Annotated in this window: 13 protein-coding genes; 9 read left to right on the top strand and 4 right to left on the bottom strand. The window is 71.3% G+C overall.

The features are described from left to right. Positions 1-275 precede the first annotated feature (275 nt). From G5C60_RS32840 to G5C60_RS32855, 4 genes are all read left to right on the top strand, one after another. Entirely contained in the window at positions 276-1,265 is a 990-nt protein-coding gene (locus tag G5C60_RS32840; protein WP_165264666.1) for a malate dehydrogenase, read from the top strand. Positions 1,266-1,557: 292 nt separating this feature from the next. Beyond that, positions 1,558-3,327 carry a hypothetical protein gene (locus G5C60_RS32845; protein ID WP_165264667.1) on the top strand — a complete coding sequence of 590 codons (1,770 nt, stop codon included), beginning with the start codon at positions 1,558-1,560 and terminating at the stop codon, positions 3,325-3,327. After that, positions 3,324-3,713 carry a hypothetical protein gene (locus tag G5C60_RS32850; RefSeq protein ID WP_165264668.1) on the top strand — a complete coding sequence of 130 codons (390 nt, stop codon included), beginning with the start codon at positions 3,324-3,326 and terminating at the stop codon, positions 3,711-3,713. Before G5C60_RS32845 ends, G5C60_RS32850 begins: the two co-directional genes overlap by 4 nt. 24 nt (positions 3,714-3,737) lie before the next feature. Next, a complete protein-coding gene (locus G5C60_RS32855) occupies positions 3,738-4,541 on the top strand; it encodes a hypothetical protein (protein WP_165264669.1) in 804 nt (267 codons plus the stop codon). Positions 4,542-4,577: 36 nt separating this feature from the next. Here the strand turns inward: G5C60_RS32855 and G5C60_RS32860 are convergent, their stop codons facing one another. Next, entirely contained in the window at positions 4,578-5,474 is an 897-nt protein-coding gene (locus tag G5C60_RS32860; RefSeq protein ID WP_206440286.1) for a bifunctional helix-turn-helix transcriptional regulator/GNAT family N-acetyltransferase, read from the bottom strand. A 207-nt stretch (positions 5,475-5,681) separates the two neighbouring features. Here G5C60_RS32860 and G5C60_RS32865 point away from each other — a divergent pair, with 207 nt between their 5' ends. The 5 genes from G5C60_RS32865 (at position 5,682) to G5C60_RS32885 (ending at position 12,939) form a co-directional block, all read left to right on the top strand. Further along, positions 5,682-7,211 carry an aldehyde dehydrogenase family protein gene (locus G5C60_RS32865; RefSeq protein ID WP_165264689.1) on the top strand — a complete coding sequence of 510 codons (1,530 nt, stop codon included), beginning with the start codon at positions 5,682-5,684 and terminating at the stop codon, positions 7,209-7,211. Between the two features lie 128 nt (positions 7,212-7,339). Then, entirely contained in the window at positions 7,340-8,866 is a 1,527-nt protein-coding gene (locus G5C60_RS32870; protein WP_165264671.1) for a GMC family oxidoreductase, read from the top strand. After that, entirely contained in the window at positions 8,866-9,990 is a 1,125-nt protein-coding gene (locus tag G5C60_RS32875) for a quaternary amine ABC transporter ATP-binding protein (protein WP_165264672.1), read from the top strand. The genes G5C60_RS32870 and G5C60_RS32875 overlap by 1 nt, the downstream gene beginning before the upstream one ends. Beyond that, a complete protein-coding gene (locus G5C60_RS32880; RefSeq protein ID WP_165264673.1) occupies positions 9,990-11,978 on the top strand; it encodes an ABC transporter permease in 1,989 nt (662 codons plus the stop codon). Before G5C60_RS32875 ends, G5C60_RS32880 begins: the two co-directional genes overlap by 1 nt. 1 nt (position 11,979) lies before the next feature. Then, positions 11,980-12,939 carry an ABC transporter substrate-binding protein gene (locus G5C60_RS32885; protein WP_165264674.1) on the top strand — a complete coding sequence of 320 codons (960 nt, stop codon included), beginning with the start codon at positions 11,980-11,982 and terminating at the stop codon, positions 12,937-12,939. Positions 12,940-12,952: 13 nt separating this feature from the next. Here G5C60_RS32885 and G5C60_RS32890 read toward each other — a convergent pair whose 3' ends face one another. From G5C60_RS32890 to G5C60_RS32900, 3 genes are read right to left on the bottom strand one after another with little or no spacing between them, the layout of a single operon-like run. After that, a complete protein-coding gene (locus G5C60_RS32890; protein ID WP_165264675.1) occupies positions 12,953-13,717 on the bottom strand; it encodes an isocitrate lyase/PEP mutase family protein in 765 nt (254 codons plus the stop codon). Continuing rightward, positions 13,711-14,157 carry a carboxymuconolactone decarboxylase family protein gene (locus G5C60_RS32895; RefSeq protein WP_165264676.1) on the bottom strand — a complete coding sequence of 149 codons (447 nt, stop codon included), beginning with the start codon at positions 14,155-14,157 and terminating at the stop codon, positions 13,711-13,713. Before G5C60_RS32895 ends, G5C60_RS32890 begins: the two co-directional genes overlap by 7 nt. Continuing rightward, positions 14,154-14,714 carry a carboxymuconolactone decarboxylase family protein gene (locus G5C60_RS32900; RefSeq protein ID WP_165264677.1) on the bottom strand — a complete coding sequence of 187 codons (561 nt, stop codon included), beginning with the start codon at positions 14,712-14,714 and terminating at the stop codon, positions 14,154-14,156. The genes G5C60_RS32895 and G5C60_RS32900 overlap by 4 nt, the downstream gene beginning before the upstream one ends. Positions 14,715-14,732: the final 18 nt, after the last annotated feature.

The raw sequence follows: 14,732 nt of genomic DNA on the forward strand, positions 1-14,732 counted from the left end.
CCCGGCACCCCCACCCGGCGGCCGCCGTCGTCCCCCTCTCCCGGACCGGCGGCCGCCTCTTGGCGAGACTTGTGGGCCGGGCCACACGGACCCGGCCGTGCGGCATGCCGGATGCGCGATAGCCTGATCGCCGGATCTCTCTTGACGCCAAGAGATCGATCATTCGTACCCGTGGTCGATCATCGCGGCGGCGAGCGCCGGCCCAGGCCGACGCCGGGGATCCCGCACCCCGGGGCAGGGACGCCCCAACCGCCAGCTGTCATACGGAGAACGCCATGACCCGCACTCCCGTGAACGTCACCGTCACCGGCGCGGCCGGCCAGATCGGTTACGCCCTGCTCTTCCGCATCGCCTCCGGCCAGCTGCTCGGCGCGGACGTGCCGGTCAAACTGCGCCTCCTGGAGATCACCCCGGCGCTGAAGGCCGCCGAGGGCACCGCCATGGAGCTCGACGACTGTGCCTTCCCCCTCCTTCAGGGCATCGACATCTCGGACGACCCGAACGTCGCCTTCGACGGCGCGAACGTAGCCCTTCTGGTCGGCGCCCGCCCCCGTACGAAGGGCATGGAGCGCGGTGACCTGCTGGAGGCCAACGGCGGCATCTTCAAGCCGCAGGGCAAGGCCATCAACGACCACGCCGCGGACGACATCAAGGTCCTCGTCGTCGGCAACCCGGCCAACACCAACGCCCTGATCGCCCAGGCCGCCGCCCCGGACGTACCGGCCGACCGCTTCACCGCGATGACCCGTCTGGACCACAACCGGGCGCTGACGCAGCTCGCGAAGAAGACGGGTTCGACGGTCGCCGACATCAAGCGCCTGACCATCTGGGGCAACCACTCCGCCACCCAGTACCCCGACATCTTCCACGCCACGGTCGCCGGCAAGAACGCCGCCGAGACCGTGAACGACGAGAAGTGGCTGGCCGAGGACTTCATCCCGACCGTCGCCAAGCGCGGCGCCGCGATCATCGAGGCCCGTGGCGCCTCGTCAGCGGCCTCCGCCGCCAACGCCGCCATCGACCACATCTACACATGGGTCAACGGCACGACGGACGGCGACTGGGCCTCCATGGGTATCCCGTCGGACGGCTCGTACGGTGTCGCGGAGGGCCTCATCTCCTCCTTCCCCGTCACCGCCAAGGACGGCAAGTACGAGATCGTCCAGGGCCTCGACATCAACGACTTCTCCCGCGCCCGCATCGACGCGTCGGTGAAGGAGCTGGAGGAGGAGCGCGAGGCGGTCCGCGGCCTCGGCCTCATCTGATCCGACCCTCGGCGTTCGACCAAGCCGACCCTCGGCGTTCGGCGTTCGGCCGAGCCGACCCCGGCATTCCGCGAGCCCGCACGGCCACTCACCCACTCGGCCGTGCGGGCTCGCGCTTTCCCCGCGTACGGCACGGCTCATGCGCCTGTCCGGAGAGACTCACCAGTTCGAGGGGTGATTTCCGTTCACCCCTCCCGCCTCCGGCGCCTCTCCGCTAACGTCAACTCCCTTGTCCACCAATGGAATTCACCGCGGTCAGCACTGGCCTGCGGCAAACAGGGGTGTCGGGAGCATGGGGAGCGAACCGTCGAAGCGGCGCTGGGGCCACACCGAGGCCACCCGGCTGTTGTGCGCCGGGGCCCATCTGGACGCGGGGTTCCGCAGGCGGGTCATCGACGAACTCGTCGGAAACGCGCAGCGCCCGGTGGCGCCGCCGCTCGGCGCGGACGTCGTGCCCGTCCTCGCGCACGCGCTGCGCGCCCGCCGCGACGAGGTGCGCACCGCGCTGCTGCTGCTCGCGGTGTGGATCGGGTTCCTGGTCAGCGATGTGGTGATGATCCGGGACACCGTGCAGGACGGCGCCGGCGGCGACGCCGACCTGTCCTTCGGTGACTACGTCTCGATCGTCTTCGAGTCGGAGGCGTCGGACGACGTGGGGGCGCCGGGCGCGCTCGGCGGGCTCGTCCCCGGCACGTGGGCGATCTCGTACGCCGCGGTCGTCCTGCTGCTGTGGCTGGCGCGGGTCATCTCCGGCCGGGGCACGGACACCGCCGTGGTGCAGCGGCTGAAGCTGCCGCCCGCCCTTGCCTGGTTGCAGCGGCGCCTCGGCTGGCTGGTGACCGCGGCCGCCTGGCTGGTCGGTGTCCGGTACTGGGTACAGGCCGGGGCCGGGATCGAGGACACGCCGTATCCGGTGATCTTCCCGCTGTTGCTGGGTGTCGTCGTCTGGCGCCACCAGTGGCTGCGGAAACAGACGCTGCGCATGGCGCTGGCCCGCCAGACGTTCGCCGAGACGCCCGACCCCGGCCTGCCGCACCGCTACCAGGCCCTCGCCGAGCGCATCCGCCGCGAACAGGACGCCTCGCTCACCCTCTACGACGCCAACCGTCCCTTCGTCGGCGCAGGCGTGCCCCGTAAGCCCTGGTCGGTCGTGCTGGAACTGCGGCACAAGGAGGCGGGGGAGAGCGGCAACGGCGTACCCGGGCCCCGCTCGAAGGCCGCGCCCGCGCCGCTCACCGCGCGCGAGATCATCGCCATGATCGAGCGTCCGCTGCGGGCGCTGAAGGAGTCCGCCGGGGACGGGAGCCGGGACCGGCTGCGGGAGCTGGAGATCGAGGAGTTCGTCTACCTCCCGTCCGGTGTGGGCCGCGACGAGCCGCTCGTCGTCGTCCGGGGTGACGCCCGGACGGCGGGCGTGTACGAGTCCGCTCAGGTCGAGCGGCACCTGGACGAGTCCGTGGGGGAGGGCGGGGAGGCCCGCCGGCACTTCCTGCGGATCAGGGTCGGCGCCTGGAACGAGCAGGTCGTCGTCTCGCTGCTGGTCCGGGTGCACACCCAGGGCGGCATGCTGGTCCTCGAAGTGGTGCCGCATGTGCTCGGACCGATCGTGCCGGAGTTCCGGGAGATCGACGCGATCGTGGGGCGCGAGCCGGAAGGCCCGCTGCGCGACGCCGTCCGCGCCCTGATCGACGCCCCCTCGGTCGGTGTGGCGACGGGGATCGCGGCCCTGCGCACCCTGCGTTCCGTACTGCGTCAGTGGTCGGCCCGTCCCGAACAGGCGGCGCCCGACGCACCGCTGGTCTCGCTGCGCGAGCTGGCCAGCACCGACGAGCTGTCCCTCTTCCAGGAGATGGACGTCACCCGCTACATCAGGACCCTCCAGGACCGGATCGGCGAGGGCGTACGGGACGCCCTGCAGGCGCACGGCTACCGCACCGACCGACTGGAGCAGAACATCACCAACATCCACAACAGCGGGCTCTACATCAACGAGATGTCCGGCGGCGCCCTCGCCACGGGCTCGCACGGCCAGGCCACGCACACGGAGAGGAGCACGGTATGAGCAGCGACGGGGGCACGGGCGGCGGGGCGCAGGGCGGGGCGCAGATCCATATCGGTTCGATCAGCGGGGGCTCCCAGGCCTTCGGGGACCACGGCAGGGCCGAGTCCGTCAACTACACGGCCGTGCCCGCCGAGCCCGGGTACGGGGAGCTGCTCACCGCCGTACGAGCACTGCGCACCGAACTCGGGCAGCAGGAGCGTACGGCCGAGAGCGAGGCCCTCGGCGCCGAACTGGCCGAAGTGGAGGGCGAGATCGCCCGCACCGGGCGCAGCGGGGACGGACCGCTCGCGCGGCTGCGCGACCGTCTCGCCGCCTACGGTCCCGCCGCGGCGACCGCCGCATCCGTGACCGCCGTCACCCAGGCGATCGCCCAGCTCCTCGGCTGACCGCCGACCGCCGGAAGGACAACGATGGTGAGGGTCTTCGACGCCGACCGCCAGGAGTGGGCGGGGCCCGAAGAAGAACAGCAGGTCGTCGCGCTCCAGCGGCGCGACGCTGCGCGCCAGCGCCAGGCGCTGCGCGGTGCGGCCGTGGTCCTCGCGGTCTGCGGGCTGGCCTTCGGCACCTGGGCGCTGGGGTGGAAGGACGAGCCGGGTCCTGTGGGCTACTTCACGGCCCGCGACGCCCCGCCCGCACAGACCACCGACACGGACGGCGACACGAGCGGCGACTCGGGCGGTACGGGCACCGAGGACCCGGCGTCGCCGGGCCCGACGGACACGCTGCCCCCGGAATACGAGGCCGTGCAGGACCCGGAGGGCTTCCGCGTGGCCGTCAGGAAGGGCTGGGACCGCCAGACGGCCGCCTCCGTCCATGGCTTCGACATCGTCAACTACCGCAGCGCCGACGGCTCCCGCCGCATCCAGATCTACGAGGTGCTGGAGGCCACCCCGGACGCGTCCCTCCAGGAGTACGTGTCCGACAGCACCCCCAAGCCCGAGGGCTTCGAGCAGCTCTCCCTGGAAAGCCTCGACGACGGCGGCTACCCGGCCGCCCGCCTCGAATACCTCGCCGACTCCCTCAAGGGCGAGACGGACAACGGCACCTGGCACATCGTCGATCACCGCTTCGAGTCCATGGACGGCAAGCTGTACGCCATCACCTCCTACGGCCCGGCGGCAGACGGCTACGACGACGAACGAACCATCCTGGACACGGCGTTGAACTGGTTCTGCCCCCCGGCCACGCAATGCCCGGAGCCGGTCGCGGACTGAGGCGGATGCGGAGGCGGAGGCGGTGCGGTCAGTGGGTCAGGGCTTCTGGCCCGGGAGCCGCTTCTCGAACCAGTACGCCCCGTACACGTCGTCGTTGTACCGCGGGATCTCGGTGTACCCGGCCGCCCGGTACATCGCCTGCGCCTCCGTGAGCGAGGCGTGCGTGTCGAGGCGTACGACCCCGTGGCCGCGCTCGACGGCCTGTCGCTCCAGCTCGGCGAGCAGGCGGCGGGCGAGGCCGAGGCGGCGGGCGTCAGGGTGCACCCACACGTGGCGGATCTCGCCGGCACCGGGTTCGAGCTGTCGCAGCGCCCCGCATCCCACGGGGCGGCCTTCCTCGTAGGCGACGAGGAAGGCGCCGGTGTCCCCCGACACCTCACGCGGTCGTACGAGGGCCGCCCGGTCGTATCCCTCGGGGAAGCGTTCGTCGACGTCGGCGGCGTAGGCGTCGAGGCACGCGCGGGCGTCCGGGGCGGCTCCGTCGACGACCTCGACGGTGATCGCGGCGAGCCGCAGCAGCCGCTGGGCGGCGCCGAGGGCCTCGGTCAGCTGCCCCCGCTGGGCCGGCGTCAGTCCGCTGAGCAGCCCCTCGGCGAGGTGGTTGGCCCGCCGGTTCTGCTCCTTCACCTCGACGCGCCCCGCCGGGGTGAGTTCGGCGACCCGCAGCCGGGTGTCCTGCGGGTGCACGGTGATCCGTACGAGCCCCTGCGTCTCCAGCGCCTTGGCCATCCGGCTCAGGTACCCGGCGTCCAGGCCGAGTCGGCTCCGCAGCTCTCGCAGTGAGACCCCGTCCCCGATCTCGAACAGCAGCCGCGCCTCGCCGAGCGGCCGGTCCTGGCCCAGGTAGTGGTCGTCGAGCGCGCCGATGCGCCGGGTGAAGTAGCGGTTGAAGCGACGAAGGGTCGTCACATGCTCCGTGGACACTGGCTCCATATTTATTTGACTGTAGTCAAAGGTAAGGGAGAAGTCCATGAGAAGGAGAAGTCCATGAGAAGGAGAAGCGCGCTCCCAGTGACTCAGCGCACTTTCGGCCACGGTCGAGCATGTATCGCCCGGGTCGGGGCAGGGGCATCCAGCCCTCACTAAGTGACACAGGTGTGACACAGGGGCATGGAACAGGAACGAAAGGCAAGACCGATCATGGCGGGACCAGCGGGACCAGCGGAACGACAGCCGCAGAAGACGATCCACGTGGGCGGGGAGTGGCTTGAAGCCGTCTCCGGGGCCACGCGTGAAGTGCTCGACCCGGCGGACGCCAAGCCGTTCGCCGTGGTCGCGGAAGGCGACGAGCGCGACGCGGAGGCGGCCGTCGGCGCTGCCCGGCGGGCCTTCGACGAAGGGCCCTGGCGCCGCACCTCCGTCGCCGACCGCGCCGCCCTGCTGCGCCGCGTCGCCGATCTCCTCGTACGCGACCGTGAGCGGCTCGGGCTGCTGGAGAGCCGTGACGCGGGCAAGACGCTCGAAGAGGGGCGCGTGGACATCGACTGCGTCGCCGACGCCTTCCGGTACTTCGCCGATCTCGTCGTCGGAGAGGGCGGGGGCCGTGTCGTCGACGCCGGGTCCGACGACCTTCACAGCGTCGTCGTGCACGAACCCGTCGGCGTCTGCGCGATGATCACGCCCTGGAACTACCCGCTGCTCCAGGCGAGCTGGAAGGTCGCGCCCGCGCTCGCCGCGGGCAATGCGTTCGTCATCAAGCCGAGCGAGATCACTCCCCTGACCACGGTCGCTCTCGTGGAACTGCTCGTCGAGGCCGGGCTGCCCGCCGGTGTCGCCAACATCGTGACCGGGCCCGGGCACACGGTCGGCGCCCGCCTCGCCGAGCACCCCGGCGTCGACCTCGTTTCCTTCACCGGCGGGCTCGTCAGCGGGATCAAGGTCGCCCAGGCCGCCGCCGTCACCGTCAAGAAGGTCGCCCTCGAACTCGGCGGCAAGAACCCCAACGTCGTCTTCGCCGACGCCTGCGCCACGGAGGAAGGCTTCGACACGGCCGTCGACCAGGCCCTCAACGCCGCGTTCATCCACAGCGGCCAGGTCTGTTCCGCCGGAGGGCGCCTCATCGTCGAGGAGTCCGTACGCGAGCGCTTCGTCGCCGAACTCGCCCGCAGGGCCGGGAGGATCCGGCTGGGGCGCGGCACCGAGGACGGCGTCGAGTGCGGGCCGCTCGTGTCTCAGCAGCAGCGGGAGAAGACGGAGGCGTACGTCGCTTCCGCCCTGGCGGAGGGCGCGGTGCTGCGGGCCGGCGGCAAGCGGCCCGAACCGTCCGAGGTGCGGCCCGCCACCGGCTACTTCTACGAGCCGACCGTTCTCGACCAGTGCCACCGCGACATGAAGGTCGTACGCGAGGAGGTCTTCGGGCCCGTCCTCACCGTCGAGACCTTCCGCACCGAGGACGAGGCCGTCGCGCTCGCCAACGACACGGAGTACGGGCTCGCGGGCGCCGTCTGGACCGCCGACGCGGGCCGTGCCCGGCGCGTCGCCGGACGGCTGCGGCACGGCACCGTCTGGATCAACGACTTCCACCCGTACCTCCCGCAGGCGGAGTGGGGCGGCTTCGGCAAGAGCGGCGTCGGGCGGGAGCTCGGGCCCGCCGGTCTCGCCGAGTACCGCGAGACCAAGCACGTGTACCAGAACCTCGCGCCGAAGCCGGTGCGGTGGTTCGCGGGCTGACGCCCGAGCACCACCCGGCCACCTCCGCAAGAACCCCCGCAGGACCCCGCCAAGAACCCCCGCCAAGGACCCCCGGCCAAGGACCGCCGAGCGCAGCACCTTGTACGACCCCGAGGAGTAACCCCCCTATGCCTGACCACGAGCACACGTACGACTACGTCGTCATCGGCGGCGGTACCGCGGGCTCCGTCATCGCATCCCGCCTGACCGAGAACCCGGACGTCACCGTCGCCGTCATCGAGGGCGGCCCCAGCGACGTCGACCGCGAGGACGTCCTCACCCTGCGCCGCTGGATGGGGCTGCTCGGCGGGGACCTGGACTACGACTACCCGACGACCCGGCAGCCGCGCGGCAACTCGCACATCCGGCACAGCCGGGCCCGTGTGCTCGGCGGCTGCTCCTCCCACAACACGCTCATCGCGTTCAAGCCGCTGCCGTCCGACTGGGACGAGTGGGAGGCGGCCGGTGCCAAGGGCTGGGGCCCGGTGCCGATGGAGGCGTACTACGCCCGGTTGCGCAACAACATCGTCGCCGTCGACGAGAAGGACCGGAACGCCATCGCCCGCGACTTCGTCGACGCCGCCCAGGCCACGCTGGGCGTACCGCGCGTCGAGGGCTTCAACAAGAAGCCGTTCAGTGAGGGCGTCGGTTTCTTCGATCTCGCGTACCACCCGGAGAACAACAAGCGGTCGAGCGCGTCGGTGGCGTACCTCCACCCCTTCCTGGACCGCCCGAACCTGACGATCCTGCTGGAGACCTGGGCGTACAGGCTGGAGCTCGACGGGACGCGGGCGCGCGGTGTGCACGTACGGACCAAGGACGGCGAGGAGATCCTCGTACGCGCGAAGAGCGAAGTCCTGCTGTGCGCGGGCGCCGTGGACTCGCCCCGGCTGCTCCTGCACTCCGGCATCGGCCCCGCACGCGACCTGGAGGCGCTCGGCATCCCCGTCGCGCACGACCTGCCCGGCGTCGGCGAGAACCTGCTCGACCACCCCGAGTCGGTCATCGTCTGGGAGACGCACGGACCGATCCCCGAGAACTCCGCGATGGACTCCGACGCGGGCCTCTTCGTGCGGCGCGACCCCGCGTCCGCGGGACCGGACCTGATGTTCCACTTCTACCAGATCCCGTTCACCGACAATCCGGAGCGGATCGGGTACGAACGCCCCGCGCACGGAGTATCGATGACCCCCAACATCCCCAAGCCCCGCAGCCGCGGCCGGCTGTATCTGACCAGCGCCGACCCCGCCGAGAAGCCCGCCCTCGACTTCCGCTACTTCACGGACGAGGACGACTACGACGGCCGCACCCTCGTCGACGGGATCAGGATCGCCCGCGAGATCGCCAAGTCAGAGCCCCTGGCGGGCTGGCTGAAGCGCGAGGTGGCCCCCGGCCCCGATGTCACGGGGGACGAGGAGCTCAGCGTGTACGCGCGGTCGGTGGCGCACACGGTGTACCACCCGGCGGGAACCTGCCGTATGGGCGCAGCGGACGACCGACTCGCCGTCGTCGACCCGGAGTTGAGGATCCGTGGCCTGGAAGGCATTCGGATCGCCGACGCGTCCGTCTTTCCGACGATGCCCGCCGTGAACCCGATGATCGGGGTGCTCATGGTCGGGGAGAAGTGTGTGGACCTGATCGGGGGTGGCGAGTGATGACCGCGACGACACCTCTCGCGAAGGCCACGGCCACCCAGTCCGTCTTCTCCGTCGAGGGCCTGTGGAAGGTCTTCGGGCCGAAGGCCGACCGCGTGCCCGGCGACCCGGAACTCGGCGCGCTGAGCGCCGCCGAACTCCGCGACCGCACCGGTTGCACCGCCGCCGTGCGCGACGTGAGCTTCGAGGTCGGCAAGGGCGAGGTCTTCGTCGTCATGGGCCTGTCAGGGTCGGGCAAGTCCACGCTCGTACGCTGCCTGACGCGCCTGATCGAGCCGACCGCCGGGTCGATCGTGATCGACGGCGAGGACGTATGCGCCATGGACAAGACGCGCCTGCGCGAACTGCGCCGCCACCGCGCCTCGATGGTCTTCCAGCACTTCGGACTGCTGCCGCACAGGTCCGTGATCGACAACGTCGCGTACGGCCTGGAGATCCAGGGCGTCGCGAAGGGCGAGCGCCGGGAGCGGGCTCAGGAAGTCGTCGCCAAGGTCGGCCTGGAGGGCATGGAGCAGCGCAGGCCCGGACAGCTCTCCGGCGGCCAGCAGCAGCGGGTCGGGCTCGCGCGGGCGCTGGCCGTCGACCCCGAAGTCCTGCTGTTCGACGAGCCGTTCAGCGCGCTCGACCCGCTGATCCGGCGCGATATGCAGGAGGAGGTCATCCGGCTCCACCGCGAGGAGGGCCGCACGATGGTCTTCATCACCCACGACCTGAGCGAGGCCCTGCGCCTCGGCGACCGCATCGCCCTCATGCGCGACGGCCGCATAGTCCAGCTCGGCACGCCCGAGGAGATCGTCGGCTCGCCCGCCGACGACTACGTACGCGACTTCGTCCGGGACGTGCCGCGCGAGCAGGTCATGACGGTCCGTACGGCCATGCGGCCCGCCGGCGCCGACGAGGTCGGCAGCGGTCCCGCCGTGGCGCCGGACGCGACGGTCTCGGAGGCCATCGAGGCGGTCGCGCGCGCGGGCCGCCCGGCGCGCGTGATGGACGACGGCCGCTGCGTCGGAGTCGTGGACTCCAAGGCGCTGCTGGGCGTGGTGGCCGGAACGGACGAGCCGGCCAGAACCGACCAGCCGGCCAGAACGGACGAGCCGGCCGGCGTGAGCGAGGGGGTGGCCTGATGGCTACCGCCACCGCCTCCGTCGACTCCACCGCACTGGCGGACCGGGCCCGAGCGCTGATCCGCCACCGTGCTGTCGCCAAGCTCCTGCTGCTCGCCCTCGCCGCGGCGATCCTCGTGCCCCTCGCCAACGCCCGCTGGGCGAGCGGCACCTGGCCCGACGCCCTGACCGTCGACTTCTCCGAACCGCTCGGCAAGGCGAACGACTGGGTCATCGACAACCGCGACAGCCACCCGCTGTTCCTGTACTTCTTCGGGCACATCTCCAACGCGGTCGTCCTGTCCGTACGCGCCGTCTACCTCGTCCTGCTCGCCGCCGGCTGGGCGGGCGTCACCGCCGCGGCGGCGCTCATCGCCTGGCGGGTGGCCGGGGTACGGCTGGCGATCGGTACGGGCGTCGCGTTCCTGCTCTGCGGGCTGCTCGGCATGTGGGTGCCCACGATGCAGACGCTGGCGTTGATGGTGGTCGCCGTGCTCGCGTCGGTCGTGCTCGGCGCGCTGCTCGGCCTCGCCGCCGGGCTCTCCGACCGTACGTACCGTGCGCTGCGCCCCGTACTCGACACCATGCAGGTCCTGCCGGCCTACTCGTACCTCCTGCCGGTCGTGCTGGTCTTCGGCATGGGCGTCCCGGCGGCGGCGCTCGCCACCGTCGTCTACGCCGCCCCGCCGATGGCCCGGCTCACCGCGCTCGGCCTGCGCGGCGCCGACGGCGGTGTGATGGAGGCCGTCGAGTCCATGGGCACCACCGCGCGGCAGCGGCTGCTCACCGCCCGGCTCCCGCTCGCCCGCAAGGAACTCCTCCTCGGTCTCAACCAGACGATCATGATGGCCCTGTCGATGGCCGTCATCGCGTCCGTCATCGGCGGGGCCGGCCTCGGCGACCGCGTCTACCAGGCCCTCGGCTCGGTCGATGTCGGCGCCGCCCTCTCCGCCGGCATCCCGATCGTGCTGCTCGCCGTCGTCCTGGACCGGGTGACGGCCGCGGCGGGGGAGCGGCTCGGCGACCCGGGGCCCGGCGGGTCAGGGCCCGGCGGGTTCGCCAAGTCCGGCCTGACGCTGTGGGGTTACGCGGCTGTCGGCGCCGTGGCCATCGCCCTCGTCGGACGTTTCACGGACCGCCTCGACTGGCCCGAGTCCTGGCTGCTCGAGATCGCCGAGCCCGTGAACCGGGCCGTCGACTGGATGACCGACCACCTCTACTCCGGCGTCCCCTACGTGGGCGGCACCGCCGACTGGGCCGGCCACTTCACCACCTGGATCCTGGACCCGGTGCGGGACGGCCTGCAGTGGCTGCCCTGGTGGTCGGTCCTGCTGATCGTCGCCGCGCTCGCGTGGCTCATCGGCACCTGGCAGACCGCCCTCACCGCCGTCCTCGCGATGGCCGCGATCGGCGTGCTCGGCGTGTGGAAGCCGTCCCTCGACACGCTCTCCCAGGTGCTGGCGGCCGTGGCGGTCACGCTCGTCGTGGGCTTCGCGATCGGCATCGCCGCCGCGCGCAGCGAACGCGTCGAACGGCTGCTGCGGCCCGTACTGGACGTCTTCCAGACGATGCCGCAGTTCGTGTACCTGATCCCGGTGGTGGCCCTCTTCGGAGTGGGCCGCGCACCCGCCGTGGCCGCCGCCGTCGTCTACGCCCTGCCCGCCGTCGTACGCATCACCACGCAGGGCCTGCGCCAGGTGAATCCGGCCGCGATGGAGTCGTCGCGCTCGCTCGGCGCCACGAACTGGCAGCAACTGTGGCAGGTACAGCTGCCGTTGGCGCGCCCTGCGCTGCTCCTCGCCGTCAACCAGGGCGTCGTCCTGGTCCTCGCCGTCGTCATCATCGGCGGCCTGGTCGGCGGTGGCGCGCTCGGCTACGACGTCGTGTTCGGGATCGCCCAGGGCGACCTGGCCACCGGCCTCGTCGCGGGCGCGGCGATCGTCTGCCTCGGCCTGATGCTCGACCGGGTGACCCAGCCGACGGAACGCCGTACGAGGAAGGGGGCCTGAGATGCGTACGAGGATGATCCCGGCTGTTGCGGGCGCGTGCGCCCTGCTGGTGCTGACCGGCTGCGGAGCCGCGGACATGACGAAGCAGGCCTCGCCCTTCGCGAACGCGCAGGGCGCCAGGACCGTGACCCTGTCCGTGCAGTCCTGGGTGGGCGCACAGGCCAACGTGGCCGTCGCGCAGTACCTGCTGGAGCACGAACTCGGCTATCGCGTCGACACCGTCCAGGTCGACGAGGTCCCCGCGTGGGACGCGCTCAGCCAGGGCCGGATCGACGCGATCCTGGAGGACTGGGGGCATCCCGAGCAGGAGCAGCGGTACGTCAAGGACAAGAAGACGATCGCGCGCGGCGGCGACCTCGGGGTCACTGGGCACATCGGCTGGTTCGTCCCGACGTACTTCGCCAAGCAGCACCCGGACGTCACGAACTGGAAGAACCTGAACAAGTACGCCGACCAGTTCCGCACCCCGGAGAGCGGCGGCAAGGGCCAGCTGATGGACGGCTCGCCCTCGTACGTGACGAACGACAAGGCGCTGGTGGACAACCTGAACCTCGACTACCAGGTGGTGTTCGCCGGTTCGGAGGCCGCGCAGATCACGCAGATGCGGCAGTTCGCGAAGGAGAAGAAGCCCTTCCTCACGTACTGGTACACCCCGCAGTGGCTCTTCAAGAAGGTCCCCATGACGGAGGTGAAGCTGCCCCCGTACAAGGAGGGCTGCGACGCCGACCCGAAGAAGGTCGCCTGCGCGTACCCGCACACCCCGCTGCAGAAGTACCTCAACGCGGACTTCGCCAGTGGGGGCGGCAAGGCGGCCGCCTTCCTGAAGAACTTCAAGTGGACGACCGAGGACCAGAACGAGGTGTCCCTGATGATCGCCGACCAGAAGCTGACCCCTGAGGAGGCGGCGAAGAAGTGGGTGGACAGCCACGAGTCGACTTGGCGGTCGTGGCTGTCCAAGTGACGAGCGCGCGCTCCTAAGGGGCGCGGTTCGCCGCCGCGCGCGCCTGGCCGAACCAGTCCTCGCGCAGGCCGTGGGCGATGTCCGTCAGCGCCGCGGTCGCGCGACGCTGCAGTCCGGGCCCGAACGTGATCCGTGTGGCGCCGAGTCGGCCGAGCTCCGCCGGTGAGGGGTCGTCCAGCTTCGCGGACGCGTTGATCGGGCCCCGGATCCCGGCGCGCAGGAGCGGGAGTACGTCCGTGGGGGCGCCGATCGGATACACGCAGTCGGCGCCCGCCGTCACGTACAACACCGCCCGCTCGACGGCCCGTTCGGGGTCGGGAACCCCACGCGAGAACGTGTCGACGCGCGCGTTGAGGAAGAGCCGGTCGCCTGCGGCGGCCCGCACCTCGGCGAGCCAGTCGGCGTGCCGCGCCGGGTCCTTGAGGACTCCCTCGTGCGAGTCCTCGAGGTTGCAGCCGACGGCGCCCGTCTCGAGGAGCCGCTCCACCAGCTCTTTGGGTGCGAGCCCGTAGCCGTCCTCGATGTCCGCGGAGACGGGCACGTCCACGGACCGCACGATCCGGGCGACCGCCGCGAACATCTCATCGGCGGGCGTGGCCCCGTCCTCGTATCCGAGCGAGGCGGCGACCCCGGCGCTGGGTGTCGCGAGCGCCGGGAAACCGGCGTCCGCGAACACGCGGGCGCTGGCGGCGTCCCACGGGCCGGGAAGGATCAACGGATCGCCCGGTGCGCGGCCCTGGTGCAGCGCGCGGAAGGTCTCGACCTTGCTGTTCACCATGCGTTGCCCCCCGGCGGGATGCGGCGGCTGACCATCAGCCGGTTCCACCCGTTGATGACGGTGATCAGCCCGATGAGGTGCGCGAGCCGGCCCTCGTCGAAGTGCTGGGCGGCCCTCTCGTACACCTCGTCCGGCACGAAGCCCTCGGTCAGGACGGTGACCGCCTCCGTCAGCGCGAGCGCCGCCCGCTCGCGCTCGGTGTAGAGGTCCCCCGCCTCCTCCCAGGCGTTGAGGAGCTGGATGCGGTCCTCGGACTCGCCGTGCTTGCGGGCCAGTTCGAGATGCATGTCGAGGCAGAACGCGCAGTGGTTGAGCTGCGAGGCGCGGATCTGGACCAGTTCGGCGAGCCCGGGGTCGCCGAGGCCCTTCTTCGCGGCGGCGCTCAGCGCGGACATGGCCGTGCCGACTTCCGGGTCGAGAAGCTTTGTGCGAGCCGTCACTTGAAGTCGCCCGCCTTGTAGTGGCCGGGCACCGCGCGCGTGGCCACGCCGAACCGGTTCCACGCGTTGATCACCGCGATGCTCGCGATGAGCTGGGCCAGCTCCGCCTCGTCGAAGTGCTTGGCCGCCCTCTCGTACACCTCGTCGGGCACGAACCCGTCGGTGAGGACGGTCACGGCCTCCGTCAGCTCGATCGCCGCGAGTTCCCTCTCGGTGTAGAAGTGCTTCGACTCCTCCCAGGCGGGGAGCTGGACGATGCGCTGGACGCTCTCGCCCGCCGCCAGCGCGTCCTTGGTGTGCATGTCCAGGCAGAACGCGCAGTGGTTGATCCCGGAGGCGCGCAGCCGCACGAGCTCCACGAGCGAGGGGTCGAGGCCCTGCTGGGCGGCGGCGTCGAGGCGGACCATCGTCTTGTAGACCTCGGGCGCGAGTGTGGCCCAGCGCATCCGGGGCGGCTGCTCGGGCGCGTACGCCACGGTCGTCGTGTCGCTGTGCCTGGTCGTGTCGCTGTTCCGTGTCGTCCCGTCGTTCGTCGTGATGCCGTCGTTCGTCGTCATGCCATGGACCCTACGGGC

This window comes from Streptomyces scabichelini (assembly GCF_011045015.1).
GTDB lineage: Bacteria > Actinomycetota > Actinomycetes > Streptomycetales > Streptomycetaceae > Streptomyces > Streptomyces scabichelini.